This is a genomic window from Lentzea sp. NPDC037011, assembly GCF_055607425.1.
Map to the genome: position 1 here is coordinate 1 of NZ_JBVJRT010000023.1, position 26,173 is coordinate 26,173.

9 protein-coding genes and 1 pseudogene are annotated in these 26,173 nt (G+C 69.2%); 5 read left to right on the forward strand and 5 right to left on the reverse strand.

The genetic code is table 11. The annotated features are described in order from the left end of the window. Positions 1 to 1,557 precede the first annotated feature (1,557 nt). The 5 genes and pseudogenes from ACZ7CH_RS39265 to ACZ7CH_RS39285 all read right to left on the reverse strand — a co-directional run bounded on the left by ACZ7CH_RS39265 (position 1,558) and on the right by ACZ7CH_RS39285 (position 3,396). A complete protein-coding gene (locus ACZ7CH_RS39265; protein WP_470376270.1) occupies positions 1,558 to 1,860 on the reverse strand; it encodes a hypothetical protein in 303 nt (100 codons plus the stop codon). After that, on the reverse strand, positions 1,832 to 2,131 hold the full coding sequence (locus ACZ7CH_RS39270) for a DUF6461 domain-containing protein (RefSeq protein ID WP_470376271.1): 300 nt from the start codon (positions 2,129 to 2,131) through the stop codon (positions 1,832 to 1,834). The genes ACZ7CH_RS39265 and ACZ7CH_RS39270 overlap by 29 nt, the downstream gene beginning before the upstream one ends. 129 nt (positions 2,132 to 2,260) lie before the next feature. After that, positions 2,261 to 2,428, reverse strand: coding sequence for a hypothetical protein (locus ACZ7CH_RS39275; RefSeq protein ID WP_470376303.1), 168 nt, complete (start codon positions 2,426 to 2,428; stop codon positions 2,261 to 2,263). Positions 2,429 to 2,485: 57 nt separating this feature from the next. Then, positions 2,486 to 2,620: pseudogene (locus tag ACZ7CH_RS39280) on the reverse strand (NucA/NucB deoxyribonuclease domain-containing protein); the annotation flags it as partial. 32 nt (positions 2,621 to 2,652) lie between these two features. Next, positions 2,653 to 3,396, reverse strand: coding sequence for a hypothetical protein (locus ACZ7CH_RS39285; protein ID WP_470376272.1), 744 nt, complete (start codon positions 3,394 to 3,396; stop codon positions 2,653 to 2,655). Between the two features lie 1,254 nt (positions 3,397 to 4,650). Here ACZ7CH_RS39285 and ccrA point away from each other — a divergent pair. From ccrA to ACZ7CH_RS39310, 5 genes are read left to right on the forward strand one after another with little or no spacing between them, the layout of a single operon-like run. Then, on the forward strand, positions 4,651 to 6,018 hold the full coding sequence (ccrA, locus tag ACZ7CH_RS39290; RefSeq protein WP_470376273.1) for a crotonyl-CoA carboxylase/reductase: 1,368 nt from the start codon (positions 4,651 to 4,653) through the stop codon (positions 6,016 to 6,018). A 14-nt stretch (positions 6,019 to 6,032) separates the two neighbouring features. Further along, positions 6,033 to 6,983, forward strand: coding sequence for a TauD/TfdA family dioxygenase (locus ACZ7CH_RS39295; protein ID WP_470376274.1), 951 nt, complete (start codon positions 6,033 to 6,035; stop codon positions 6,981 to 6,983). Next, positions 6,980 to 10,102 (forward strand): non-ribosomal peptide synthetase, encoded by a 3,123-nt coding sequence (locus tag ACZ7CH_RS39300; RefSeq protein WP_470376275.1) that lies wholly within the window; start codon positions 6,980 to 6,982, stop codon positions 10,100 to 10,102. The genes ACZ7CH_RS39295 and ACZ7CH_RS39300 overlap by 4 nt, the downstream gene beginning before the upstream one ends. Then, the gene (locus ACZ7CH_RS39305) at positions 10,099 to 11,370 is read left to right on the forward strand and encodes an MFS transporter (protein WP_470376276.1); all 1,272 of its coding nucleotides are present in this window, start codon (positions 10,099 to 10,101) and stop codon (positions 11,368 to 11,370) included. The genes ACZ7CH_RS39300 and ACZ7CH_RS39305 overlap by 4 nt, the downstream gene beginning before the upstream one ends. Further along, positions 11,345 to 26,143, forward strand: coding sequence for an amino acid adenylation domain-containing protein (locus ACZ7CH_RS39310; protein ID WP_470376277.1), 14,799 nt, complete (start codon positions 11,345 to 11,347; stop codon positions 26,141 to 26,143). The genes ACZ7CH_RS39305 and ACZ7CH_RS39310 overlap by 26 nt, the downstream gene beginning before the upstream one ends. Positions 26,144 to 26,173: the final 30 nt, after the last annotated feature.

Consider the following 26,173-nt stretch of genomic DNA (forward strand, 5'->3'; position numbering starts at 1 on the left):
CTGGGAACGCCGCGACGACATCCACGAAGCCTTCCTCGGCCTCGCTACCTGCATCATCTGCTACCGCCACGTCCAACGATTCTGTTAGGACCTCTAAGTCGACGGGATGCAGGGGGCCGCAGGAATCACCCCTTCCCCTTCCGCGTCAGGCGCGTCGCAGACCATCGGGGTCAAGGCGACCGCGGTTCTGCGGCCTGACAACTTGGCGCAGGTGGGCACATACCGTCCCTAGCGACGAGTAGTCGGCGAATACTGCCCTGTGGGTGCCAACAGTCGGTCTGACCTGCGTGTCAGGCTGCTTCAGGTTGTTTGCTCTGGCAAACTGGGCGTCACACCAGCGGCATGGCGTACGTCTTGCAACGCCCCTGGTGCAGTCTAAGTACTGCTCTCGCCAAGAGCGTTTCACACTAACAACCTGTGCCAGGGACCGATGGACCAGAATCGAGAAGTTCATCTGCTCTGCCTGGCGCTGACGGCGCCGGCTTCACGGCGGAGGACTCATCCCAGGCCGGTTGAAGCCGATCATTCGATCCTGATGAGTTCAGGACGCGGCTCGTACTGTGCGCAGACACATGACGACGTCAGATGTGCTGCGATGCGAGTAGCCAATGAATGCCTCATGGGTAGCGCGGTACGGCAAGCTCAATGACGGATGCCCGCGCTGGGGGTGTGGGCCGTCCAAGCTGATCTCACCTGTGACGCGTCTGGGTGCTGCTGGTATCCGCGGCGCTCCCGTCGCAGGTGAGGTGCAGAAGTCTGGCCCTGGACGACGCCGAGCCGAACTGACTGCTTGAGGATCTGCGTGAGCCGACAGCGGGGACGGTTCGGCAGTGCGCAGGCCAGCCGTAGACGCTGCTTACCCGGCCACGCCAGCGGCACGGCCATTTCTCGATCCCCCGCCAGTCGAAATCGGACGTGCAATCAATGAGGATGGCACAGTCGCCATCGGTAGGACCGATCACCGCGTCGGATTCACTTGGACGGACGCGGCATTACCTTGGGATCTGGCAGTCACGTGCTGCATGCATCTGCAACAACACTTTGATCGCCACCTGACGGCATGGATCAGCGTGCATCGGCCAGACACGTAGCGGCTTGTTCCCGCAGTTCGGCCCAATGCGCGCGATCTGCCTGGCAGGCATTGATCAACGCGTGCGCTGCGGACGTAACTGCGTCCATCGTCAGGCGTGCGCGCACCGCCGCTAGTGCGTGGGCGCGCGCTTCTAGCGCAACTTCCGCGGTCGTATCTGCCTGACGGGCGAGCCACGTCGGCCTGCAGCCGCATCACGCGGTCGACTCGTGGGCCCGTCGGCGTGCACCGATCCCAGCGCAGGTTCAGGGCTCGGAAGTATGCTTCGCGGATGCGATCCGCAAGCCCTTGGCGGCGCTGAAGCAAGGTCGCTGCGGGTGTGCCATCGACGTCTGTCAACAGGTCGCGTGCAACGTCGGCATCGTCGACGCCCACAGCGGCACAGCATCGAGTAGCTGCCATCGTGGCAATCTCACGTAGCACTGACGTTCCCGCAGTGCGGAACTGATCGAAGAGTTCCGGGGCGTTCACTTCGAGCCAGCTTGCGGCGCCAGGGTTTCAAACTTCGTCGACCGCAGGATCAAGGCGGTCTGGTGCGGGGCCATCGCCCACTCGGCATCGAGCCGGATTCCGGTGATTCGCTCGACGAACGCGATCGCGGCGGCACACATGAAGTCGGCGTCATCGAAATCTAGGCCTTGCACGTACGCGGCGAGATCTCCTGATGGTACCTCACCTGCGACGAAGTCCATCTCACCGAGAATCTGGCCGTCCAGTGCCAGGGCAATCGTGTAGTCGAGGTTAACGTTCCAGTAGGCGGTTGCTGCCATAGTGCCGTGGGAAAAGCCGCGCGAGGACGTCGGAGAGCGAGCCGTGGAAGCCGTTGTGCTCGGCGAGAAACACCCACCCGCCGATTTCGTCGGCGGCGACCAGCGGCAGGTCGCCGGGGAACGCGTTGACGGTGGCCTGCCCGGCGTCGGCAAGGGTGGCCGTGCGTGTCCGCGGTGAGGCGTCGAACCGGGTCAGTGCTTCCTCGACGGACAGGCCAGGAACCGCGGTGAGACATAGCGCCTCTGACGGCAACGCCTCGCTGGCAAGCAACTGAGCGTAGTGTGTGACGGCGTCTCCTCGAACCACAGGCACGGGCAATTGCATGTCCTGATCTTTACACGTATGACGGCTGCCCGCGTTGAACGGCGCGAGCAGCCGTCACTCTGATCCTGGCAGGGATTACGGCGTGATCCACACCTTGAACGCGTCACCGTCGAGCACGCGCTTCGACGAGTAGAAGGCGCCCAGGGCGGCTCCGCCACTTCGGTTGTCGTTCGCGTTGATCATGCAGGAAGACCAGCCGCTCGGTCCGGTCACGCCGGTCGGGACGCCCCACGCGGGGTCCATCTCGCACCACGTGGTCGTGGGTGGTGCGAAGGTTCGTGCACTGCCTCCGCCCGTGAACGCTCCCTGGCTCGTCGAGCGGAACGGGTACTCATCGCACGACCGGCCTGTGGGGCGCTTCCACACGATGGACGGTGGGCAGGCCGTGTTGCCGTTCTTGGCCTTGTTCGTCGCGTTGGTGATGCGGTTGAGCACCGCGCCGTTGGGGTAAGCGCCGGGCAGACCGCTCAGCTGTGCCTCTCGATGTGCCGGGCGAGCGTGGGGTACGCACCGGACTTGGAGTACACCATCACCGGCAAGATCCCGAAGAACACACAACTGGCACCTGCGGCGGTGACGGCGGCAGCGCTGAACGGATCACCTGAGTTGTTGTTGTTGTCACCGATGGCGTTGTCACAGCGCACGTCTGGCAGATCAACCGGGATCGGCTCGGTGGGCGGGAAGCCCGCGTACGTGGTCCAGTACTCCCAACGTCCGTGCCCGTAGCCGATACCGCCGGGCTCGCTGCGCGAAGAGGTGTTGTACGCCTCGCCGTCGTTGTTCGTGTTGGTGGCGAAGTCGCCGGGACGCAGCCCGGTGTCGGTGTCCTGCTTGCAGTCGCCGCCACAGGTGGAGAACCCGGAGACAGACGCGGGACCGTTGCCTTCGCCCTCACCTGTGTACTTCACAACTCGGATCTGGTGCGCCCACGTGTCGAGACTTGAGCTGGTGTAGGCGTAGTTGACTTCCAGCCACTTGGCTGTGCCGAGGATCCGGACCGGCACACCGTTCTCAAGCAGCCACAACGTGATCTGCCAGTCGCCGATGCTGCACATGTCGTTACGAGTGACCCCACCACCCGTCGAATGCGTGGTCGAAACACCACTGCGGCGGCTGGAGGTATGCCTGCGTTCCCACATCGCCCTTCTGCCCACCGGCTTTCGCACGCGCTTTGGCCAGCGCCGCGGCTCGAACATCTCCAGCTGTCTCATCCGACTGCGTCGTCGTCACACACGACACCAGCTTGGCGCCCTTGTACGGTCCGGCTTGCACCGTCGCGGTTCTGTCGGCGGCCAAACGCAGCTTGGCGGGAGAGCAATCATCACGTTGTGAGGATGCGACGTGGGCGAGCTTCGCCGGCGGTACAGGTGTTAGGTCCTTCGACGCAGTTCCACCAGCCTCGCTTCCGGCCACGGGAGACGTTGGCCGCGCTGACTCTGCCGCCGCGGACTGTGTGACCACAAGTCCGAGCACCATGACCGACCCCACAACGGCAGTCTTCACTCTATTCCTTCTTCCCCTCATGTACACGTTTCCCTCTGGTTTAAATTTTGCGAACACTGTGAATTCAATGTAAACGTGCTATTCGAGCGCCCGAGGTAGAGCAAGTTGTCAGATTTGCTGAATGGTCGCAGTTCCGCCTGTCGCAACACTGCGACGCAGGGAAAGCGCACGTTTCCGCTGTTGGTAGACTAAAGGGTGCAGGTCGAGCTGTGGCGATAGAAACTTCGCGTGCGCCCCCAGGTAGCGGCGCGGCAGCCAGTACTCAACTGATGGTCGACGTCCCCTGGCGCCGCTTTGGCTTGTTGAAGCCAAATCCAACCTGGCGCGAGGCATTCCGCCCTGTCAAGAGAGATTGAGTTATTTGACGATGATTCGCATAAGCCTGCGTTTCATCCGCCGGGGCAGCTTGACTGCCTATGCATCTGCGGTGTCGACCCAGCGGTGCTGCCCTGCGCGGCATGGATGGTGACCTGTGAGCTTGCGCCCCCGTGATTGCGAGGAAGCGTAACGCGTGCTTCGGGCTTGAGGCGTCCAGTGAGATGTTGCGACGGCCATTGCCGTCGGGAGCGCCTGGATGGTTTCGTGCTCCGTGCGGACGTCGGTAGTCATCGAGTACCGGGAAGGTAGCGGGCTCCTGCAGCATGGTTGCGGTGTCGCGTGAGAACGCGCGCTGATGTTTGGAGGGACCTTGGGGGAACGGATGATGGCGACACGCGATGGGTGACGGTCTTTTCGGGGTGCGTCGGCGTGCTGGTGCGTTCGGTGACGACTTCAAAGTGGCGGTGTACGTTTCCCTGCACGAGCCGGGCGAACTACCGATGTCCACTGATTCAGCGCCTCGCGCAAATCGGTTCGACCTGTTGAGCCTTCATAGGCTGAAGGTTTGACCTCTGTCGCAGTGCAAAAGTGCGCGTCGGCCTCTGAATCGATGATCGCGGAGGTCGCCGCAGACATTTGAGTTCATGTTCGGAACGGGATATCTGTTCGAACACGTGAAGGGGGCGAACGTGGCTACCGAAACCCAGTTTCCACCGCTGTCCGACGAGCCGTTCAAGTGGGACGTACCGAGGGAGTACACCGCCGCCTACGTGCATGTGGACGACGTCGACACGTTCAAAGGCGTGCACGACAAGGACGTGCGGAAGTCGTTGCGGGTGGGCCAGGTTCCCATGCCGGAACTCGCGCCCGACGAGGTGCTCGTCGCCGTGATGGCGAGCTCTATCAACTACAACACCGTGTGGTCGGCGATGTTCGAACCGATCCCGACCTTCGCGTTCCTCAAGCGGCTCGGTGAGCAGGGATGGTGGGAAAGCCGGCACGACCAGCCGTACCACGTGCTCGGCTCGGACGGGGCCGGTGTGATCGTGCAGGTCGGATCGGGGGTACGTCGCTGGCAAGTCGGCCAACACGTCGTGCTGAGCCCGTTGCACGCGGACGATCAGGAGCCCGCGACGCAGGCGGACGGCATGCTCGGCGCGCAGCAGCGTGCATGGGGCTTCGAGACGAACTTCGGCGGACTGGCCCACTACACGGTGGTGCGGGCGAGCCAGTTGCTGGCCAAGCCGGGGCACTTGACCTGGGAGGAGGCGGCCAGCATCCCGTTGTGCGGTGGTACTGCCTACCGGATGCTGGTCAGCGACCGGGGTGCGCGGATGAAGCAGGGTGATGTCGTCCTGATCTGGGGCGCTGCCGGTGGTCTGGGCGTGCACGCCGTACAGATGGTGCGCAACGGCGGCGGGATCGCGGTCGGCGTGGTCGGTACGCCGGACAAAGCGACGGTGCTGAAGTCGCTCGGCTGTGACGTGGTCATCGACCGCAGCGAGATCGGGATCGGTGAGGGCGACGGTCATGACCCGGCGTCGGTGCTCTCCGTGGGTAAACGTCTGGGGAGCGTCATCCGCAAAGAAACCGGTTCCGACCCGCACATCGTGTTCGATCATGCCGGCCAGGCCACCTTCGGCATATCGGTCTTCGTCGCCGGGCGCGGCGGCACGGTGATCACCTGCGGTTCCAGCACCGGGTACCAGCACCAGTACGACAACCGCTACCTGTGGATGAAGCTCAAGCGCGTCATCGGCAGCCATGGCGCGAACCTGCAGGAGCAGTGGGAGTGCAACCGGCTGGTTGAGATGGGCCGGATCGTGCCGGTGCTGGGCGCGGTGTACCCGCTGGCTGACGTCGCCGAGGCGGCCAGGCATGTGCAGACGAATCAGCACGTGGGCAAGGTCGGTGTGCTGTGCCTCGCACCTGAATCGGGTCTCGGTGTGACCGACCCCGAGACGAGGGCCCGCATCGGTGAGAACCAGTTTCGGCCGGTGACCGTCGGATGACTCGGCACGATGAGATGACCTTCGCAAAGATCGGCATGCCGTCCGTGGTCCAGGTAGGCGACGACGTGCGGTCGTGGGTCATTGACAACGGCGAGTACGTCGACGAGCACCTCGCCGTGGCCGGCGCGTTGCTCCTGCGGGGTGCGGCCGTCCCGTCGCCGGAGGAGTTCTCGGCGTTGGCCGAGTCCATCTGCGGTGAGCTGCTCACCGAGAACGGCGAACACACGCCGGTGAGCGGTGGAGACGGCGTGCAGACGCCAGTCTTCTACCCGCAGGACAAGAAGCTGCTGTGGCACAACGAGAACTCCTTCAACCACAGCTGGCCGTTGCGCATCGTCTTCTGCTGCGCGAAAAGTGCCGACACCGGTGGGGAGACGCCTCTGGTGGACAGCCGTCGTGTGTACGACGCGCTTGACCCCGCGCTGCGCCGCCGTTTCGTGGAACGACAGGTGATGTACGTCCGGGCCTACCAGCCGGGAGTCGGTCTGCCGTGGCAGAAGGTCTTCGGCACCACTAGCAGGAGCGTGGTGGAGGACAGGTGCCGTGCGGAGGGGTTGCGCCACGAGTGGCTCGACGGCGATCGCCTCAGGACGAGGTGCGTGCGCCCGGCGGTGGTGAGGCATCCGGGCTCTGACCGGATGTCGTGGTTCAACCAGGCGCAGCACTGGCACACCTCGTGCCTGGACGAGGAGACCCGTGACGCGCTGGTGTCCGTGTTCGGACCCGACGACCTGCCCCGCTCCTGCTTCTACGGCGACGGGACGCCGGTCGAGGACTCGGTGATGACGGAGATCCTGGACGTCTACCGCGAACTGGAACACTCCTTCCCGTGGCGCGACGGTGATGTGCTCGCGGTCGACAACATCGCGGTGGCGCACGCCCGCAACCCCTATGAGGGACCACGGAAACTCTTCGTCGCCATGGGCGGCTCGGGGAGCTACTCCGCCGACCGGGTCTCGTCGTGACCATCGGCTCCTCCGGCTCGGCACCGTTGTGCACAGCACTGCCGTACGAGCGGTTCGCTGTCACGGAGGCGGGTCCGGCGGAGCGGCGGCCGGTCGACGTCCCGCCGGACCTGGCCGCCGCTCTCGCGGACCTGGCCGTGAGGACGGGAACGGACGTCGGGTCGGTGGTCGCGGCCTGCTGGTCGGCGCTGATCCGGCGGCTCGGCGAAAGCCACGACGTGCTCGTCGACATCGATCTGGAGGAGCGGATCGCTTACACCCGAACGCATCCAGCACTGTTCGTGGAAAGCCTCGAGCCGCTTCGGCTGATGGTCGAACACGACCCCGGCCGGCTCGGCGGCGGCGGTGCCTGCGTCCTCCTCGACCAGTTCTCGGCGGTGCTGCGGCACGCCGTCGAACGGCTGGGGGAAGCCGTCTCCGCGGCCGACCTGTGCACCCGGCACGCGCTCGACCTGTACCACCGGGTGAACTCGACCGATCGACCGTCGTCCGGGGAGAGCTTTCTCGCCGGGTTCCGCGAACAGGTGCGCCGCACCCCCGGCCGGATCGCGGTGAGCGACGCCCGGCGCGCACTGACCTATGAGGAGCTCGACGACCTCACCGATCAGCTCGCCTGCCGCCTGCGCGAGGCGGAGGCCGGCGCGGAGACGGTCGTGGCGGTCTGCCTCGAGAACTCGGCCGCGACCCTGGTCGCGGTGCTCGGCGTGGCGAAGTCCGGCGGGGCGTGGTTGCCGCTGGATCTCGACTGGCCGGCCGAGCGGCTCGGCGACGTCGTGCGCGACGCGCGACCGGTGCTGGTGGTGACGGACGGGCCGCCCGCGCCGGTGATCGCGCGGACGGGCGTGCCGGTTGTGCAGGTGGAGCAGGCGCGATCCGCTGCCGCAGCGAGGAAGTCCTCGCCTCCGGTGGGCGACAACCTGGCGTACGTGATCTACACGTCCGGTTCGACCGGAACTCCCAAAGGTGTCGCGGTCACTCACCGCGGCCTGTGGAACTACCTCGCTTGGGCCGGGCGTGCTTACGGCGTGTCAGCCGACACCGTGAGCCTGGTCCACTCCTCGCTCGGGTTCGACCTGACCATCACCACGTTACTGCTGCCGTTGCTCGCGGGAGGCGAGGTCCGGTTCACCTCACCGGCGGGTCTCGCCGGTCTCCTCACCTGCCATCAGGAGCTCAGGCGCGGCCTGCTGAAACTCACCCCGGCGCATCTGACCGTACTGAACGGGAACTTCGGCGATCCGGCACGGCCGGCAGGCGTCGACACGGTGGTCGTCGGCGGAGAGGCGTTGTGGGAGAGCAGTTGCGCGGACTGGCGTGCGCGCCTGCCGGATGCCGTGTTGGTGAACGAGTACGGGCCGACCGAGACCGTCGTGGGCTGCTGCGTCCACCGGGACAGCGGTCCCGCGGGCCGGGCGGCGGTGCCGATCGGCACTCCGATCGACAACACCCGGATCCGCCTCCTCGACCACGCGATGCGACGAGTCGGCATCGGTCTCGTCGGCGAGATCTTCATCGGCGGCGCCGGTGTCGCCCGCGGCTACCACGGCCGGCCGGGGCTCACCGCCCAGCGGTTCGTTCCCGACCCGTACGGCCCTCCCGGCAGCAGGCTGTACCGCACCGGTGATCTCGCCCGGTACCTCCCTGACGGGGACCTGGAGTACGTCGGCCGCAACGACCGGCAAGTGAAGATCAGGGGATTTCGAGTGGAGATGGGCGAGATCGAGGCACATCTGCGTGCGCTCGCCGACGTGGCCGACTGCGCGGTGGTCCTGCGGGAGTCCGGTGACGAAGCCGGAAGCGCCGCGGACGCCGCCGCCTACGTCGTGTTCGACCAAGAGTCCGATGTGGACACATCGGCCGTGCGAACACGCCTCGGTGAGCGACTGCCCGGGTACATGGTTCCTGCGACGATCACGGCACTCGAGGCCCTGCCGCTGACGGTCAACGGAAAGCTGGACGTGAGTGCGCTGCCCGATCCGCGATCGGCCCCGGCCGACGGCCGCGGTGACGACGCCGTCGTGGTCAGGACTTCCATGGCGACGGCCGCGCGGGACGACGTCGAGCTGGTGCTGACCGGCGTTTTCACGGAGCTGCTCGGCCGTGCGGACATCGGGCTGAACGACTCCTTCTTCGACGCCGGCGGACACTCGTTCCTCGCCGTCCGGCTCATCGCACGGATCCAGCAGGAGCTGAAGGTGTCCCTGCCGCTGACGATCCTCTTCGAGGCCGGCGAGGACGGGAGCGCCGAACCGAGCATCGCCTTCCTGGCCGAGCAGGTGCGTGCGGCACAACCGGCACAGCCGCCCAGCCCGATCGTGACCCTGCGGCGCGGTGGTACCGGCCGCCCGGTGGTCCTGGTCCACCCGCCCGGCGGGGAACTGATCGGCTACCGGCAGCTCGTGCGCGGACTGGGCGCCTCGCGTCCGGTGCTCGGCGTCCGGGCCGCCTTGCCGTCGCACCTCGACCACTGCTCCGTCGAGGAGATCGCGGCGAGCCACCTCCGGAACCTCCGGCAGGCCCTGCCCGACGGCGGGTTCGCTCTCGCCGGCTGGTCGATGGGAGGGGTGCTGGCCTTCGAGATGGCTCGGCAACTGCGCCAGGAGGACGGCGAGGCCGACCGGCTCGTGCTGATCGACAGCTATCTGGCCAACCCGGCCCACCCCCACCACGACGAGGACGTCCTGTTCGACTTCGTGCACGAGCTGGCCCGCACGTTCGCGCTGGATCCGGCCGTGCTCGCGGAACTCGACCTGGCGGGTACCTCGTACGAGCAGGGCACCGAGCGGATCCGCAAGCTGCTGTACGGGGTCAGGGACGAGCTGGGCGTGGACGACGTCGACGGTCTGCTGCAGCGGCTGCACCTATACCGGTCGCACGTCCTCGCGGCCGGCGCCTACGAGCCCAGCGGCACCGTCGCCCGGCTCACCCTCATCCAGGCCGCCGAACAGCCGCCCCGGCTGCGGGGCACCGCACGCCGGCGCTGGCAGGAGCACGTCGACTCTCCCGTCGAGCACCTGGTGGCACCGGGCGATCACCACGGCCTCCTCGAGGAGCCGCACGTGGCCGCGCTCGGCCGTCAGCTCACGACGGTCCTCGACGGCGAAGCGGGGAACCGATGAGCGAGGCACCCAAGTCCTTGTGGCGCAACACCGGCTTCATGATCTTCTGGACGGTTCAGTCCATCTCGGTCATCGGCAACACGTTCTCGCTCGTGGCGGTACCGCTGCTGGTGCTCGAGGTGACCGGGTCGCTGGTGCAGATGGGCGTGCTGACCGCGGTCGCCGGCGCGGTCTCGCTGGTGCTTGGGCCGTTCGCCGGGGTCATGGTCGACCAGATGAACCGGCGGATGCTCATGGTGGTCGCCAACTCGGCGCGAGCCGTGCTCTTCGGCGCCATCCCTTTGGTGTGGTGGCTCTCCGGGCCGGCCATCTGGCTGTTGTACGTCGTGATGGCGCTGGTCGCCGCGTTCGGCATCGTGTTCCAGGTCGCCTACGTCACGGCGGTTCCCAATCTCGTTGCCAGTTCGCAGATCACGCAGGCCAACGGCCGGCTCGAAGCGACGAACGCGGTCGCCTACGTGATCGGGCCGATGCTGGCCGGGACCGTGTCGGGTCTGTTCGGGACGGTCGCCGCGATCGCGGTCGACTCAGCCAGTTTCCTGGTGTCCGTGGCAGGTCTGCTCCTCATCCGCTGGCGGGTGCGGGCCGCGGCGGGGGACGAGCCGAAGCCGGTGGTGGAGAGCACCAAGGACAAGTTCCTCGCCGGTGTCCGGTTCCTGTGGGCGCAGCCGGTCATGCGCGCGCTGACGATTCTGCTGACGCTGCTCACGTTCCTGACCGTCGGACTGAACGACATCTTCATCTACCACGTCCGCACCGGGCAGGGGAACGGCAGCCAGAGCGTCGGCATCGTCCTCGGTGTCGCGAGCGTCGGCGCGATCGCCGGGGCGCTCGCCGCGGGGCCGATCCGCGCGAAGCTGGGGTTCGGGCCGTCGTGGCTCGGCGCCAACCTGGTGTGCGCCGTCTCGGTCGGATTGTTCGGGTTGACCCGCGACGTGGTCACCGCGACCGTGCTGGCGGCGCTCTTCACGTTCGGCGACTCGATCGCCGGCGTGTGCTCGATGTCGTTGCGGCAGCAGCTGACGCCGGATCACCTGCTCGGGCGGGTCACGTCCGCCTTCTGGACCATCCACTCCGCGCTGGGGCCGGTCGGTGCGGCCGCGGTCACGGCGGCCGCGGCACATCTGGGAGTGGCCGAGACCTGTGTGCTGATCGGTGGCTTGTGCCTGGCGATCGTCGTCGGAGGACTCGTCACCCCTGTGCGGCAACGCGCTCCGGAACTGACCTATGTGGAGGGTGGAAGTGGCAGCGCTGTCGTCGGACGTTGAGCGACTGGAAGCCTGGATCATCGAGCGCGTTTCCCGGTACACCGGGCTTTCCGCGGCGGATGTCGACGCCGACGGGTCGCTCGCCGATCTCGGCCTGTCCTCACGCGACACCGTGAGTCTCGCCGGGGATCTGCACGAGCTGGTCGGTGTGGAACTGCCGGAAACGCTGCTGTGGGACTACCCGTCGGCCCGCGCACTCGCCGCGCACCTCGCCGGGCTGGCCGGGGAGAGCGGCGGCGGTCCGCGGCCGGGTCCCGCGCGCCAACCAGCCGATGCCGTGGCGATCGTCGGCATCGGGTGCCGCTTCCCGGGAGCGGGCAACCCTGGCGAGTTCTGGGAGTTGCTCGTCGGCCAAGTGGACGCGGTGGACACCGCGCCACCGAGCCGGCGCGTGGTGTCCGCTCCGGCCGGGCCGCACGGTCTGGTGGACCAGGTCGACCGGTTCGACGCGGCCTTCTTCGGCATCTCCGGCCGCGAGGCGACCGCGATCGATCCGCAGCAGCGCCTCGTGCTGGAGGTCGTGTGGGAGGCGCTGGAGGACGCCGCGATCGCCCCTGACTCGCTCGCGGGCAGCCGGACCGGGGTGTTCGTCGGAATCGCGGCCAGCGACTACGAGCGCCTCCAGGTCGGTGCCGGAGTGGCGGCCACCGACCTGCACGGCGCCACCGGCCAGGCCACCAGCGTCGCGGCCAACCGGGTCTCCTACGTTCTCGATCTCAAGGGACCGAGCATCGCCGTGGACACGGCGTGTTCCTCGTCGCTCGTCGCCGTGCACATGGCCTGCCGGAGCCTGCGCTCCGGCGAGTCGGACACGGCACTCGTCGCCGGGGTGAACGTCCTGCTCGACCCCGACATCACCGACGTCTTCACACGCGCCAACGCGTTGGCGGAGGACGGCCGGTGCAAGGCGTTCGACGCCAGGGCCGACGGCGTCGGCCGCGCCGAGGGCTGCGGTGCCCTCGTACTCAAGCCGCTGTCCCGCGCAGAGGCCGACGGTGACCGGATCCTGGCAGTGATCGCCGGCTCCGCGGTCAACCAGGACGGCAGGAGCAACGGCCTCACCGCGCCCAACGGGTTGTCCCAGCAGGAACTCGTCCGCGCCGCGCTCGCCGACGCCGAGATCGAGCCCGCGCGCGTCGGGTACGTGGAAGCCCACGGCACCGGCACCCCGCTGGGCGACCCGATCGAGGTCAACGCGCTGGCCGCGGTGCTCGCCCGCGGACGCCGCCAGGGGGAGCCCTGTGTGATCGGTTCGGTCAAGGCCAACATCGGGCACGCCGAGGCGGCGGCCGGGATCGCCGGGCTGATCAAGGTCGTGCAGATCCTCCGGCACGGTGAGATCCCGGCGCAGGCGAACTTCGAGACGCCGAACCCGAGGCTGCCCGCGACCGGCGTGGTGTCCATCGCGACGCGCCGCACACCGTGGGCCGCGGAGGGCGCCGATCGCGTGGCCGGCGTCAGCGCGTTCGGTTTCGGCGGCACCAACGCGCACGTGGTGCTGCGCGAGGCTCCTCGGCGGCGATCCGAGCAGGTGGACGGCGCCGACCGGCCCGTGCACCTGCTCAGCCTGAGCGCGCGAACCGAGTCGGCACTGGCGGAGCTCGCGGCGTCGTACGTCGGCCACCTCGACCGTCATCCCGATCTCTCCATCGCGGATCTCGCGTACACGGCCAACACCGGCCGGGCCGCGTTCGCGCACCGGGCGGTCGTTCCCGCGAGCGACGTGGGGGAGTTGCGCGCACGGGTCGAAGAACTCTCCCGCGGCGAACGACCGGCCGCCGGGCACCGGGCGGTGGCGCCGACCGGAGGGCCGGGCGGGCTGGCCTTCCTGTTCAGCGGGCAGGGCGTCCAGTACGTGAACATGGGCAGGCAGCTGTACCTGACCGACCAGGTGTACCGCGACGAGCTGGACCGCTGCGACGAGCTGCTGACCGGCGTGCTGGACCGGCCGTTGCTGTCGGTGCTCTTCCCCGCGGCGGGCGACGAGGAGCTGATCGGCCAGACCCAGTACACCCAGCCGGTGCTGTTCGCCGTGCAGTACGCGCTTTCCCGCCTGTGGTCGTCGTGGGGCGTGGAACCCGACTTCCTGCTGGGACAGAGCGTCGGTGAGCTGACGGCGGCGTGCGTCGCCGGGGTCTTCAGCCTCCGGGACGGCCTGTGGCTGGCAGTGGAACGCGGCCGGCTGATGCGGACCACCACCGGCGGGGCCACCGCTGTCGTGTTCGCGGACGAGCAGACGGTTCGCGACACGATCGCGAAGTACCGCGACGAGCTGCTGGTGGACGTCGCTGGGATCACCGCGAGCACCAGTGTGGCCATCTCCGGCGAACCCGCCGGGGTGGCCGCGGTGCGCGACGACCTCGCCGGCCGCGGCATCGAGGTGCGGACCGTGCGCGGAGAGCACGCCGCCCACTCCCCGCTGATGGCGGGCATGCAGGAACCGTTCGCCGCGTCCGCCACAACTGTCCACTACGAACGGCCGGTCACCCCGCTCGTGGCCGACCTGGACGGCAGGCTGTTCACCGGGGACCGGATCCCGGACGCGGACTACTGGGTGCGCCACCTCGTCCAGCCGGTGCGTTTCGCCGATGGCGTGCGGACCTTGCGGGACCAGGGATGCCGGTTCTTCCTCGAACTCGGGCCCCGATCACTGGCCACCACTTGCCGTGCGGACGTGCCGGACGGCGTCTGGGTGCCGTCACTGCGCCGGTCCGTGGACGACTGGACCGCGCTGGCGGACGGCGTGGCCCGGTTGCACGCCAACGGAAAGTCGATCGACTGGCAGGGCTTCGACCGCGGCCGCCCCAGGCGCAGGCAGGCGGCACCCACGTATCCGTTCGAGCGCGAGCACTACTGGTTCACGCCGGCCGGCGTGACCGGCGCCCGCTCGGTGAGCGAAGGAGTCACGGCAATGGCGGAGCAGGCCGCGACACCCCCGGTGAGTGATCAGGTGCTGGACGTGCTGACCGCGTTCATCGGTGATCTGCTCGAGATCGGTCAAGCGCTCGACCACGACCGGCCCCTCGTCGCGATGGGCGCGGACTCCCTGGTGCTCAACCAGATCCAGCACAAGGTGCGGGCCGAGTTCGAGGTCGACGTCACCATCGGACAGCTCTTCGGTGACGTCGACACCATTCGGGCGCTGGCGGCTCACGTCGCCACCCACCTGCCGCCGGCCGTCTCCGCCCGTCTCGCCCCGAAGATGGTCGAGCAGCCGGTGCTCGAACCTGCCGCGCCGGCTGCGACGACCTCGCCGGCGTCGACGACCGCGACGCCCGTGCAGACCGGGCACGACGCGGTGGTGCACCTGCTCAACGTGCACGCCCAGGTCATGAACCAGGCGTTGGAAGTGTTGCGGGACACCAAACAAGACACCGCGCGGGCTCCGGTCGCCGAACCCGCGCCCGTACCTCCTCCCGCCGCGCCACCGGTTCCCGACCTGACCGCGGCACCGCTGGCCCCACCGGTGGCCGGCGCTGCGGCGGGCGCGGCCTTCACCGAGTCGCAGCAGGGATACGTTCGCGACCTGGTCCGGCGGTACTGCGCACGAACCGCGCGCTCGAAGGAACAGGCCGTCCGCGAGCGTCCGGTGCACTCCGACATCAGGCACGTGCCGACGCTGTTCGCGGAGCTGACGCAGACCCGGTACCCGATCACGGTCACCCGGTCGCGGGGAGCACGCCTGCACGACGTCGACGGCAACGAGTACGTCGACCTCACCATGGGGTTCGGCGTTCACCTGTTCGGACACGACGTTCCGTTCCTCAAAGACGCCATCCGCGACCAGCTGGACCTGGGCGTGCAGCTCGGGCCGCAGCCGGAGCTGGCGGGAGAGGTCGCCGAACTCGTCTGCCGGATGACCGGGATGCGGCGGGCGGTGTTCTGCAACACCGGGTCCGAAGCCGTGATGGTCGCCGTCCGGCTGGCACGCGCCGTGTCCGGCCGGACCAAGATCGCCCTGTTCACCGGTTCCTACCACGGTTCCGCCGACCCGGTCCTGGTCCGCCCCGGCGCGGGCGGCGCGGGCAGGGCGCTGCCCCTCGCGCCGGGGATCACCGGCGCGATCAGCGACGACGCCCTGGTGCTCCGCTACGGAGCGGACGAGTCGCTGCACACCCTCGAAGCGCACCTCGCGGACCTCGCCGCGATCGTCGTCGAACCGGTGCAGAGCAGGCGCCCGGAGCTGCAACCCGTCGAGTTCCTGCGCGAGCTGCGCCGGATGACCGAGCGGGCGGGCGTCGCGCTGATCTTCGACGAGGTGGTCACCGGCTTCCGGATCGCACCGGGCGGCGCTCAGGAGGTCCTCGGGGTCCGTGCCGACATGGCGGTGTACGGAAAGGTTCTCGGCGGTGGCATGCCGATCGGTGTGGTGGCGGGGGACGCGAAGTACCTGGACGCCGTGGACGGCGGGCAGTGGGGGTTCGACGGAGGCGTGGATCCCGGCGCCGTGCGGACGTTCTTCTCCGGGACCTTCTGCAAGCACCCGCTCGCCCTGGCCGCGGCCAGGGCCGTGCTGTTGGAGCTCGACCGGCAGGGACCCGAGCTCCAGCACTCGCTCAACAAGCGGTCCGACGAGCTGCGGGATCGGCTGAACCACCTGCTGCAGGTCCGCGACGTGCCGATCAGTGTGGTGAACTTCGGCTCCGTCCTGCGCTTCCGGTTCACCGATCAGGCGGTGCCGCCCGTCGTGCCAGAGGTGTTCTTCACGGCGTTGGTGGCCGAAGGCCTGTACCTGTGGGAGGGGCGCAACGTCGCACTGTCCACAGCGCACACCGAGCAGGACCTCGCCCAGGTCTGCGACGCCGTCGGCAGAGTCGTCGACGACATGTGCGCCGGCGGGTTCTTCGGGGCACGGCCGGAAACCGCGGCGACCCGGCCGGTCGCGATGCCGCTCACCCCGGCGCAACGCGAGATGTGGTTCCTGCACAAGCTCGGACCGGACTCCTCGCTCGCCTTCAGCGAGCACGTCGTGCTCGACGTGACGGGCGAGCTCGACACGATGGCGATCACCGAGGCTCTCCAGGCGATCGTGCGCAGGCACGACAGCCTCCGGACGACGTTCCTGGACGACGGCAGCGCGCAGGTGGTGCGGCCGGACCTCGTCCTCGACGTCCCGTTGATCGACTTCACCGCGGTCGCGCCGGACGAGCGGGACCGGCAGGTGGGGGGCTGGCTCGCCGAGCACACCGCGACGCCGTTCGACCTCGCGGCCGGGCCGTTGGTGCGGGCGGCGATCCTCCGCCTGGACCGGTCGCGGCACCACCTCGTGCTGTCGTTCCACCACGTCGTGATCGACGGGTGGTCCTTCGACGTCGTCCTGCAGGAACTCACCGGGCTCTACAACGCGCGCGTCTCGGGCGAACCACCCCGGTTGCCCGCGGCGCCGCAGTTCCGCGACCACGTGGCGTGGCACGAGGAGTACCGGTCGTCCGATGCCAGGACCCGGGACGAGCAGCACTGGCTGCGCACGTTCCACGGCGGCATCCCGCCGCTGGCGCTCGCCGCCGACCACCCCAGGCCGGCCAAGGTCACCTATCGCGGTACGCAGTTCACCCGCACGCTCGACGACGATCTGGCGCGCGCGGTGCGGGCGAGGAGCGGAGAACTCGGCAGCACGCCGTTCACCGTCCTGTTCAGCGCCTACGCGTACCTCCTGCACTGCCTCACCGGCCAGCCCGAGGTCGCTGTCGGTGTGCCGGTGGCTCTGCGCGGGCAAGAGGGCGGCGACCGCGTCGTCGGCAACTGCGCCAACGTCGTCCCCGTGCTGTCCGCGGTTCCGGCGGGCGGCACGGTACGGGACCTGGTTCGGCAGACGCAGCGCACGCTGGCCGATGCCTACCAGCACGCCGCCTACCCGCTCGCGGAACTGTGGCACCAGCTGACCGACGGGGTCGACGCGAGCCGCGAACGGTTGCTCGCCACGACCTTCAACGTGGACCAGGAGCCGGTGCCACCCCGGCTGCACGGCCTAACCCTGTCGCTCTTCCAGCCGCGGCCGCGCCACACCAAGAGCGATCTCGAACTGGACGTCAGAGCCACCGCGGCGGGATTCACCACGACGTTCAAGTACAATACCGACCTGTTCACCGGACCGACGGTGCAGAACTTCGCGGACGTCTACGAGTTGTTGTTGCGCCAGTTCATGACTGAACCGGATCGGCGGCTCGACCAGCTCCGCCTCGTCCCCGAGCCGGGTGGGCTCCCGCACGGCGACGGCGTCGCTGCCGAGACCCCCGCCGACGCGTGCCTGCCGGACCTGATCAAGGCTCAGGCGGAGGAGTCCGGCGACGCCACGGCTCTCGTCGACGGTGATCGCTCGCTGTCGTACCGCGAGCTCGATCTGCGCACCGGCGCACTCGCGCACGCACTGGCACAGCTCGGCGCAGCTCCCGAGAGCGTGGTCGCGGTCGCCGTCCCGCGCTCGGCCGAACTGGTGGTGTCACTGCTGGCCGTGCACCGCGCCGGTGCCGCCTACCTGCCGATCGATCCGGACTACCCGGCGGAGCGGATCGCGCTGATGGTCGCCGACGCGGGTCCGGCGGTGCTGGTCGTCACCTCCGAGACCGCCGGACTGTTCCCAGATTCGGACGTGCCGCGCGTCGTCGTGGACGCTTCGGAACCACTGGGCGCACAGGAACGTCTCGACGTCGCCCTGTCGCCCGAGCACCCCGCCTACGTCATCTACACCTCGGGGTCGACCGGCCGGCCCAAGGGCGTCGTGGTGTCCCACCGGGCAGTGGTCAACCGCTTGTCGTGGATGCTGCACGAGTACCCGCTCGCCGCCGGAGCCCGCGTCCTGCAGAAGACCTCGGCCAGTTTCGACGTCTCGGTCTGGGAGTTCTTCTGGCCGCTGATCTCCGGCGCCACCCTCGTACTGGCCAAGCCGGGCGGCCATCGTGATCCCGCGTACCTGGCGGAGGAGATCCAGCGGACCGGCGTGACGACCGTCCACTTCGTACCGTCGGCGCTGCGGGCATTCCTCGACGAGCCGCGCGCCGCGCAGAGCCGGACGCTGCGGGACGTCTTCTGCAGCGGCGAGGCGCTTCCCACTGATCTCCAGGACCGTTTTTTCGACACCTTGCCCGCCTCGCTGCACAACCTGTACGGGCCGACCGAGGCCGCGGTCGAGGTGACCTACTTCGACTGCGCACCGGGTTCGGCGACGGGCGTCACCGTGCCCATCGGCCGTCCGGTGTGGAACACGAGCGTCCGGGTCCTCGACGAAGGTCTGCGGCAACTGCCGGTGGGCGCGGTCGGTGAGCTTTACCTGTCGGGAGTGCAACTTGCGCGGGGATATCTGGGGCGCCCAGGCCTGACCGCCGAACGGTTCGTCCCGGATCCGTTCGCGGCGCCCGGAAGCAGGATGTACCGCACAGGCGATCTGGTCAGGTGGCTCGCCACCGGGCAGATCGAGTTCCTCGGCCGGACCGATGGCCAGGTGAAGATGCGCGGTTTCCGCGTGGAACTGGGGGAGATCGAGGCCGCGTGCCGCCGTTTCCCCGGTGTGTGCGACGTCGTGGTCGCCGCTGTCGCAACCGCCGCCGGGACCGAACAACTGGTCGGCTACGTCGTCGGTGCCGTCGACGCCGGCGAGCTGTCCGGCTTCGTCAGCACCGTGTTGCCCGGGTTCATGGTTCCGTCCGCCTTCGTCGCCATGACGGAACTGCCCGTGGGTCCGAGCGGCAAGGTAGACCGGAAAGCATTGCCACAACCGGTCTTCGCCACCGCCGGTGGTCGTGGCCGACCGCGTGACGAGCGGGAACGGTTGCTGTGCGAGGTCTTCGGGGAGGTACTCGGCACGACTGACGTCGGCGTCGACGACAACTTCTTCTCGCTCGGCGGGAACTCGCTGTCGGTGGCCCGGCTCACCAACCAGGTCCGCGCGGTGTTCGACGTCGAGATGCCGATGAGCGACGTGTTCGAGAACCCGACCGTCGCGGGCCTGGCGAGGTGCCTCACCGGCCAGGACCGCCGGACCGGCCTGGCGCGGACGCCGCGGCCGGACCGGGTGCCGTTGTCGTTCGCGCAGCAGCGCCTGTGGTTCCTGAACCGCTTGGCGGGACGGTCGGCGGCGCACAACATGGCCTGGGCGACGCGGCTTCGCGGCAGGCTGGACGTCCGCGCGATCGCCGTCGCCTTCGCGGACGTGATCGACCGGCACGAGAGTCTCCGCACCGTGTTCCCCGAGAACGCGGGGGAGCCGTCGCAGGCGCTCGCCGACACCGCCACGCCGGGCCTGGTCGTGGTGGACGTGCCGGTCGGGGGTCTGGACGAGGCGGTGGCCGCGGCCGTCGCCACCGGGTTCGACCTGCGCACCGAACCTCCGGCGCGGATGTGGCTGTTCGCCGCCGGACCGGACGAGCACGTGCTGCTGGTGGTACTGCACCACATCGCGGGCGACTGGGTGTCGGTCGACCCGTTCCTGCGCGACCTGTCGCTCGCCTACGAGGCGCGGCGCGGGGGTGCGGCGCCGGAGTGGAGCCCGCTGCCCGTGCAGTACGCGGACTACACGTTGTGGCAACGGGAACTGCTCGGCGACGCGGATGACGCGCAGAGCCTGATGTTCCGGCAGCTGGAGTTCTGGCGGGAGGCGCTCGCCGGTCTGCCTGGAGAACTGGACCTGCCGCTCGACCGGCCGCGCCCCGCCGTGCAGTCACACCGGGGCGGTGCCGTCGGCTTCCAGCTGGACGGAGCGCTGTACGAAGGACTCGTGGCCGTCGCCAGGGACCGCGGCGCGACCGTGTTCATGGTGCTGCGGGCGGTGTTCGCGGTCCTGCTGAGCAAGCTGGGCGCCGGTCACGACATCCCGATGGGGGTTCCGGTCGCCGGACGGCTGGACAGGTCGCTGGACGACCTCGTCGGCTTCTTCGTCAACACCCTGGTGCTGCGGACCAGCACCGCGGGTGATCCGGCCTTCGCCGAGCTGGTCGACCGGGTGCGTGCGACGGACTTGGCCGCCTACGCCCATCAGGACGTGCCCTTCGAACGCCTGGTGGAGGAGCTCAACCCGGACCGCTCCGCCGCGCGCAATCCGCTGTTCCAGGTGTTGTTCGACCTCACGCAGGCCTCGGACGAGGAGTTCCACCTGCCCGGCGTCGAGGCCGAGCCGTTCCCGTTGCCCGTTGACGCGGTGGTCAGCGACCTCGGCATCTCCTGCGTCGAACGCCGGGGCCGGATCGACGGTGCGGTCGAGTACGCCACCGACCTGTTCGACGAGGAAACGGCGGAGCGGCTGGCGGCTCAGTTCCTCCTGCTGGTCGAACAGGTCGTCGCCGACCCCGCGCGACGGATCGGTGCGCTGGACCCGCACACCCCGACTGAGCTGTCGCGCCTGGTTGCCGCCGGTCGCGGAGAAGTGGTGCGGGACCTCGGATCGGGGACTGTCGTCGATCTGTTCGAAGCACAGGCGAGCCGGGTGCCCGACGACGTCGCCGTGGTGTGCGAAGAGGACCGCGTCACCTACCGGGAGCTCGACGAACGCGCCGACCGGCTTGCCGGGCTGCTGCGGGACTCCGGTGTCGGTCCCGAGGTACCGGTCGCCGTCGTGCTGGACAAGTCGATCGACCTGATCGTGGCGGTGCTCGCCGTGTGGAAGGCAGGCGGCGCCTGCGCACCGGTCGCGCCGTCCGATCCGCCCGCGCGGCGCCAGGCGATCCTGGACAACCTGGGCGCGCCCATCGTGGTGACCCGCGGCCAGGCGCCCGCCGGGTCCGGGGCCAGGGTCGTCTCGCTGGACGCGGTCGCCGATCTTCTGCCGCCGCGGCACGCCGGGGCGCCGCGGCGAGCGGTCCCGGACAACCTCTGCTACGTCATCCACACGTCCGGCTCCACCGGTACTCCCAAGGGCGTGCAGGTGTGCCACCGCAGCCTCGTCAACGCCTATCAGGCGTGGGAACGCGGTTACGAGCTGTCGCGCCACACCGCGCATCTGCAAGCGGCGGGCGTCAGCGTCGACGTGTTCATGGGAGACCTGGTTCGCGCGTTGTGCTCTGGCGCGAAACTCGTCCTCTGCCCGCGCGCGCGTCTGCTCGACCCGGCGGCGTTGACCGACCTGATCGAGCGGGAGGCGATCGACTGCGTCGAGTTCGTGCCCGACGTGCTCAGGGAGCTCGCCGGCCACCTCTGCGCGTCCGGCCGGCAACTTGACGGCGTGCGCACCGTGATCGCGGGATCGGACGTCGTCCGGGCGCGGGAACTGAGCGCGCTGCAACCGTTGTTCGGCGAGAAGACGTCGTTGGTCAACTCGTACGGGCTCACCGAGACCACGATCGACAGCACCTTCCTGCGGCACCTGCCGGCGGTGCACGACGACGACCGCGTGCTCATCGGTACGGCGATGGCCGGGATGGAGGTGCACGTCCTCGACGAGCACCTCTCGCCGGTCGCGCCGAACGTGCGCGGGTCCGTCTACATCGGAGGGTCCGGGGTCGCCAGGGGTTACCTGGGCCGGCCGGGCTTGACGGCGGAGCGGTTCGTCCCGCACCCGTGGAGTGAGGAACCCGGGGCCCGGCTCTACCGCACCGGGGATGCCGCACGGCTGAGGCAGGTGGGCGGGGAACTCGTCGTCGAGTTTCTCGGTCGCGGCGACAGCCAGGTGAAGGTCCGCGGTCACCGGGTCGAGCTGCGCGAGATCGAGCAGGTCTGCGCGCGGTTCCCGGGAGTGCGGGAGGTCGCCGTCACGACGGCGGGCAACCGGGTGGTCGCTTACGTGACGGGGAAGCCGGACATCGAGGAGCTGCGCGGGTTCCTGGCCGAGCGCTTGCCGGCGGTCATGGTTCCCTCCGCGTTCGTCGAGCTCGGCGAGCTGCCGCTGGGACCGGACGGCGAACTCGACCGCGGCTCGTTGCCCGAACCGGTGAGCGTCGCGGGCCGGGCTCCGCGTGACGAGCGGGAACGTCTGCTGTGCAGAGTGTTCGCCGACGTGCTCGGAGTCGCTGACGTCGGGGTGGACGACGACTTCTTCGATCTGGGCGGGCATTCCCTGCTGGTGATGCGGTTGGCCAACCGGGTCCGCGCGGTGTTCGGGGCCGACCTGCCAGTCGCGCTGATCTTCCAGCACCCCACCGCGGGACGGCTGGCCGCGCACCTCGATCGGGGGGACGGTCGCAGGCCTGCCGTGCGGACGATGGCTCGTCCTGACGGCATTCCGCTGTCGTTCGGCCAGCAGCGGCTGTGGATCCTGAACCGCCTCGACAGCGCGTCGCCCGAGTACAACATGGCGGCCGCCGTGCGTTTGCTCGGCGAGTTCGACGTCGCCGCGTTCGCCGCCGCGATGGACGATCTGCTCGCACGGCACGAGAGCCTGCGGACGGTGTTCCCCGACGTGCTCGGCACTCCCACGCAGAAGGTGCTGGACACCGGTATCGACCTGACCGTCGCCGACGTGACGGGTGGCGGTCTCGCCGAGGGGGTGGTCGCGGCCGCGGGTCTCGGGTTCGACCTGCGCACCGAGCTGCCCGTCCGGGCGACGCTGTTCGTCGCAGGTCCTGACGAGCACGTCCTGTTGCTGGTCGTGCACCACATCGCGTGCGACGGCTGGTCGGTCGACCCGCTGCTGAAGGACCTCTCGCAGGCCTACGCGGCCCGCCGGGCGGGCACCGCTCCGCAGTGGCGGCCGTTGCCGCTGCAGTACGTGGACTACACGTTGTGGCAACGAGAACTGCTCGGTGACGAGAACGATCCGGACAGCTTGCTGGCCCGGCAGCTGGCCTACTGGCGCACCGCCCTGGCCGGTCTGCCCGAGCAGCTCGACTTCGTCGCGGACCGGCCACGGCCCGCGGTGGCCTCCCGTCGTGGCGACACCGTCGAGTTCCACGTGGACGCCGAGACGTACCGGGGCCTGCTCGGCGTCGCCCGAAGCTGTGGCGCGACACCGTTCATGGTGTTGCACGCCGTGTTCGTGTTGCTGCTCAAGCGATTCGGCGCGGGCACCGACGTTCCCGCGGGTGTTCCGGTCGCCGGCCGCGTCGACGAGGCGCTCGACGAGCTGGTCGGGTTCTTCGTGAACACGTTGGTGCTGCGAGCCGATCTGAGCGGTGACCCGACGTTCACCGAGTTGGTCGGGAGGATCCGCGACACCGACCTGGCCGGGCTCGCGCACCTGGACCTGCCGTTCGAGCGGCTGGTCCAGGACCTCAACCCGGTCCGCTCGACGGCACGCGGCCCGCTGTTCCAGGTGATGACGGAGCTGCAGCCCGAACCGGACACCGACATCGTGCTGGACGGCGTCGAGGTCCTGCCGTACCCGCTGCCGCCGCGGTCGGTGGGATTCGACCTCGGCCTCGCGTTCGACGACTCCGCGGGGGACGGCGTGACCGGGCGGCTGACCTACGCCACCGATCTCTACGACCCCGCCACGGCACGGCGGATGGCCGGCGAGTTCGTGGAGCTGGTGCGGATCGCGGCCACGGAGCCGGAGACCCGGATCGGCTCGATGGACCTGCCGCGCGCCACCACGCAACGGGCGGTACGCGCGGAGGTGTTGTCCGCGTCGATCGATCCGGCCGAGGCGGCTCTCGCGGCGTTCACGATCGTGCTAGCCCGGCGCGGCGGTTCCTGCCGGACGACCGGTTACGAGGTGTCCCTGGAGCAGACGGCCAAGTGGACCACGAAGGAGGTGGTCGTGCTCGCGCGCGAACTCCTCGGCCGCGTGGCAGCGGGCGATGGGCCGATCAGGTGCGGCACGGGGGACGGGGATCTCCAGGACCTCGTGCTGCGCCTGTCCGTGCACGAGCGCGCGGTGCAGGCGGTGGTGGAGTTCGATCCGGATCCGTCCGCACGAGCGGGGATCGAGGCGCTGCTGGACCAGTGGGAGATGGTGCTGTCCCGGTTGACGGTCCGCGGTGACCGGCCGACCGGGGTCCTGCCCTTGCACGGCAAGGCCGAGAAGGAACGACTGGTGCGGGAGTGGGCGCACGGCGAGGAACTGCCGGCCGGTCCGGAGTTGCTGCACGCGGCCTTCGAGGCTTGCGCGGAGACGACACCGGACGCCATCGCGGTTCACGCCGGTGGAACCACCCTGTCGTACGGCGAGGTGAACGCGCGGGCGAACCAGCTGGCCCACCGGCTCAAGGCGCTGGGCGTGGCGGAGGAGACGTTCGCCGGGATCTGCCTGGAGCCCGGTGCCGAGCTGGTCGTGGCCGTGCTCGGGGTGCTGAAGGCAGGGGGCGCGTACGTGCCCATCGACCCCGAGATGCCGGCGAAGCGGACCGAGCACATCCTGACCGATTGCGGGGCGAAGGTACTGCTCACGCAGCAGCACCTGCTGACGGAAGCTTTCGAACCGGTGATGCCGGTGCTGTGCCTCGACTCCGGGTGGGACGTGCTCGCGGATCAGCCGTCCTCCGCGGTGGAATCACGGGTGGCACCGGACAATCCCTGTTACGTGATCTACACGTCCGGATCTACCGGGCGGCCGAAGGGCGTGCTCACCAGGCACCAGGCGGCCAGTCGCCGCATCCGGTGGCAGCAGAGCTCCTACTTCGAGATCAGGCAGGGCGAAGCGGTCGTCCAGACCTATCCGATCGGCTTCGACGGCTCGGTCTGGGGGATCTTCGCGCCGCTGTCGCACGGTGGCCGGGTGGTGTGGCTGCCGCCGGGTGAACACCGCGATCCCGCCCGGTTGATCGACGCCCTCGTGCACTGGCGTTGCCCGGTGCTCAAGACGGTTCCGTCCTACCTGGAAGTCCTGATGCGGCACCTGGGCTTCGCACGACTCCGGGATGTTCTCCGATCCGCCGCGTGCGGTGGCGAGGAGCTGCCGCCGGCGGTCTACGAGAGGTTTACGCGGGAGCTCCCCGGCGTGCCGCTGATCAACTCCTACGGGCCGACCGAGGCCACGATCAACGCGACGGTGTGGTGCGGTCCGGTCGACGGCAGGACGCGGACACCGATCGGCCGGCCGGTCGCCGACACGGAGATCTACGTGCTGGACGAGTCGGGCGAACCCGTGCCCGTCGGCGTGCCCGGCGAGATCTTCGTCGGCGGCAGGACGTTGGCGCGGGGGTACCTGGGCAAGCCCGCGCTGACCGCGGCGCGGTTCGTTCCTCACCCGTTCGCCACGCGACCGGGCGAGCGGCTGTACCGGACCGGCGACATCGGCCGGTACCTGCCGGACGGAACCCTCGAGTTCCTGCGCCGGGACGACCACCAGGTCCAGGTCCGCGGCTTCCGGGTCGAGCTCGGCGAGATCGAGGCGGCACTGCGGCGCAAGCCGGGTGTCACCGACGCGCGGGTGCTGGGGGAACGGGACGGTGACTGCACTCGGTTGTCCGCCTACCTCGCCACCTCGGCTCCGGACAGCCTGGCCGGCATCGGGGAGGAGCTGCGCACCGAACTGCCGGCCTACATGATTCCTGCCCGGTTCTTCGCGTTGCCGGACCTGCCGCGACTGCCCAGCGGCAAGGTCGACTTCCCGGCGTTGCGCGCGTTGACGGAGAAGGAGATCCCCACCGGCGCACGGCCCGAGGCCGCGCGGACCTACCTGGAACGGCAGGTGGCCACCGTGTGGGCCGACGTGCTCGGCCGCGAGGAGATCGGTGTGCACGAGAACTTCTTCGCGCTGGGCGGGCACTCGCTGCTGGCGATCGAGTTGATGGCGCGGATCAGCGAGGCCCTGGACGTGACCGCGCCACCCCGGCTGGTGTTCGAGTCCCCGACGGCCGCGGAGCTGGCAGCCGCGCTGGAGAAACTGCCGGCGGCGGGCCAGGAACCCGGTTCCGGGCCGATCACGCCGGTGGCACGGCGACGAATTCACTATTCCGCCGCGGACTGAGCTGGCCGCGGACGAGCAGGAGAGGAGATC